The following is a 2,800-nucleotide window of genomic DNA, read 5'->3' as shown; positions in this document are numbered from 1 at the left end:
CCCGGGTCGCGCTATCGCGATGCGCGCGCCGCGGGCGCGGGCCCGCGGCGGACCGCCCAGCTGCTCTCGCGGCCCGACTGGCTATGGGACGTCGGGGTACACGGCAAGCCGCACAGCCTCGGCAATCTCGAGCCAATCGTCGGCAAGAGCGCGCCGCTGAGCGACTTCCAGGCGTGGATCCACGCGAACTTCGATCCGTCGGTTAGCTGGAAGGATGTCGAATGGGTGCGGCGGCAGTGGAACGGGCCGCTGATCCTCAAGGGCATTCTCGACCCCGACGATGCGCGACATGCGGCGGACAGCGGCGCGGATGGGATCGTGGTGTCGAACCACGGGGGGCGCCAGCTCGACGGAGTCCTGTCGAGCGCCCGCGCACTTCCGGCGATTGCCGAGGCGGTTTCTGGACGAATGCCGATTCTGGCCGACGGCGGCGTACGCTCCGGGCTCGATGTCGTGCGGATGCTTGCGCTCGGCGCCGACTTCGTCCTGCTCGGACGTGCCTGGGCCTATGCGCTGGCCGCTGCCGGAGAGAGCGGCGTCGGCCACGTGCTCAAGCTGATCGAAGCCGAGATGCGGGTGGCGATGGCGCTGACCGGTTGCACGCGCATCGCGGAAGTGGATCGATCGACGCTCGCCTGAGTCAGGCGACGTCGGAAAGCGCGACCCGGTCGTCGCGGAACAGCTGATCGACGTCGGCAGCGGTCATCGGCTCGGCGAACAGGAATCCCTGGACCGACGAGCAGCCGTGCGCGCGCAGCTCCATCAGCTGCGCGGTTTCCTCGACGCCCTCGGCCGTCGTTTCGATGCCGAGCGCGTTCGCAAGCTCGGTGATCGCGTGGACGATCGCGGTCGCGCCATCGCGCGTCAGCAGGTTGTGGATGAAGCTGCGGTCGATCTTCAGCTTGTCGAACGGGAAGCTCTGCAAATAGCTGAGCGACGAATAGCCCGTCCCGAAATCGTCGAGCGCGACGCGGACGCCGAGCGACCGCAGCGCGTGGAGCAACCGGAGCGTCGTCTCGCTGCCCTCGAGGAAAATGCTCTCGGTGATCTCCACCTCCAGCCGTCCTGCCGCGAGTCCGCTGTCGGCGAGCGCGCGCAGGATCGTCTCGTGAAGCGCGCCGCGGTGGAACTGGACCGGCGAGACGTTCACCGCGATCCTGATCTGCTCCGGCCAGCGAGCCGCCTCGGCGCAGGCCTCGCGGATCACCCAGGCACCGATGGGGACGATGAGGCCGGTGTCTTCCGCGACCGGGATGAAATCCATGGGTGAGACAAGCCCGCGCCTGGGGTGGTTCCAGCGGATCAGCGCCTCGAACGAACAGATGCGGTTCTGCTCCAGGTCGAACAGGGGCTGGTAGTGCAGCTCGAACTCGCCGCGCTCGAGCGCGAGCCTGAGGTCGGATTCGAGCTGGCGCCGCTCCTGCGCTCGCTCGTTGAGGCTTTCCTCGAAGAAAGCATAGGTGCCGCGGCCGGCCTCCTTGGCGCGGTAGAGGGCGAGGTCGGCATTCCGCAGCAAGGTCCCGCCGTCGCTGCCGTCGTCGGGTGCAATGGCGATGCCGATGCTGGTCGAGGGGACGAGCTCGTTCCCGTCGATGTTGAGCGGCTGGAAGATCGAGGAGAGGATTTCGCGCGCAAGGCGGTCGATCGCGTCGCGGTCGCTGCCGACGCTCTGGAGCACGACAAACTCGTCGCCGCCGAGCCGTCCGACGAAATGCCCTCGCGCGGCATGGCGCAGGCGCTGCGCGGCCTCGACCAGCAAGACGTCGCCGGCGGGGTGGCCGAGCGTGTCGTTGATCACCTTGAATTGGTCGAGGTCGAGGCAGTGGAGCGCGAACAAATTGCCGCTGCCCTCCGAGGCGCGGAACAATTGCTCCAGCTGCTGGTGGAACATGGTGCGGTTAGGCAAGCCGGTCAGCACGTCGTTGAAGGCGAGTTGGGTGATCCGCTGCTCGCGCTCGACAATCTTCCCGACCATCTCGTTGAAGCTGGTCGCAAGGCGCGCCAGCTCGTCGGTGCCGCGCACGCGGACCTGCACATGCTCACCGCTCGCGAGCTTCCCCGCGGCCTCGTCCAGGCGAGCGAGCGGCTGGGTGATCCTCCCGGCAGCCCGCCACGTCGCCAGGCCCATGAGCAGCAGGCCCAGCAAGGTCATCGCCGCCAGCGTGAACTGCAGCTTGTGAGCATCGGCGAGCGCCTCGGCTTTCGGATAGGCGAGCAGCAGGATCGCGCGCTCGCCGTCGGAGAAGGTCGGGAGTTCCTTGGCGAGCGCGATCGACTTCTCGCCGGCGACTCGCATCTCGAACGCCGCGCCGCTGCGGACGTGACCTTCCGCCAGCGCGGCCGACCGGCTGTTGAGCGCGGACATGCTCCCTGCCGCCTCGGACCAGCGGTCGCCGCTGTTGGCGAGGACCGCGGCGTGGAGAGGGATCGCCGAAAGCCGCTCGAGCCCGCGCATCTCGCGCGCGTCGAGATCAGCGGCGAAGACCACCCAGCCGATCAGTGTCGGGGCCATGATCGGCGCTGCGACCAGCTGCCGCGGGCGCCCGGCGAGCACCGAAACACCCATCAGCCGCCCGCCGTCGAGCGGTTCCCAGAGGCGCGCCATCTCACCGGGACTGATCGAGGGATCGATCGCGGTGACCCGGCCGTCCGCGGTGACAATGAACGCGCTTTCGACCTTGAGCCGCGCCGCGGCATTGCCGAGCGCCGACTGCATCGTCGGCTGGTCGCCCGTCGCGACCGCGGCGCGAAAGCCGAAGTCGCGCGCCAGCAGCTGCGCGGCGTTCTGAAGCTCGACGGC

Annotated in this window: 2 protein-coding genes; one reads left to right on the top strand and one right to left on the bottom strand. The window is 68.8% G+C overall.

The window, feature by feature from the left end; genetic code table 11:
• The coding region (locus GH737_RS14055) for an alpha-hydroxy-acid oxidizing protein (protein WP_196233208.1) at positions 1-639 on the top strand (639 nt) is incomplete at its 5' end.
• 1 nt (position 640) lies between these two features.
• On the opposite strand, the gene GH737_RS14050 is transcribed toward GH737_RS14055, so the two are convergent.
• A partial coding sequence (locus GH737_RS14050; protein WP_155265403.1) for a putative bifunctional diguanylate cyclase/phosphodiesterase occupies positions 641-2,800 on the bottom strand: 2,160 nt, incomplete at its 5' end.

The organism is Sphingomonas segetis (assembly GCF_009720245.1).
GTDB classification, from domain to species: domain Bacteria; phylum Pseudomonadota; class Alphaproteobacteria; order Sphingomonadales; family Sphingomonadaceae; genus Sphingomicrobium; species Sphingomicrobium segetis.
This window is presented reverse-complemented; position numbering and strand designations above follow the sequence as displayed.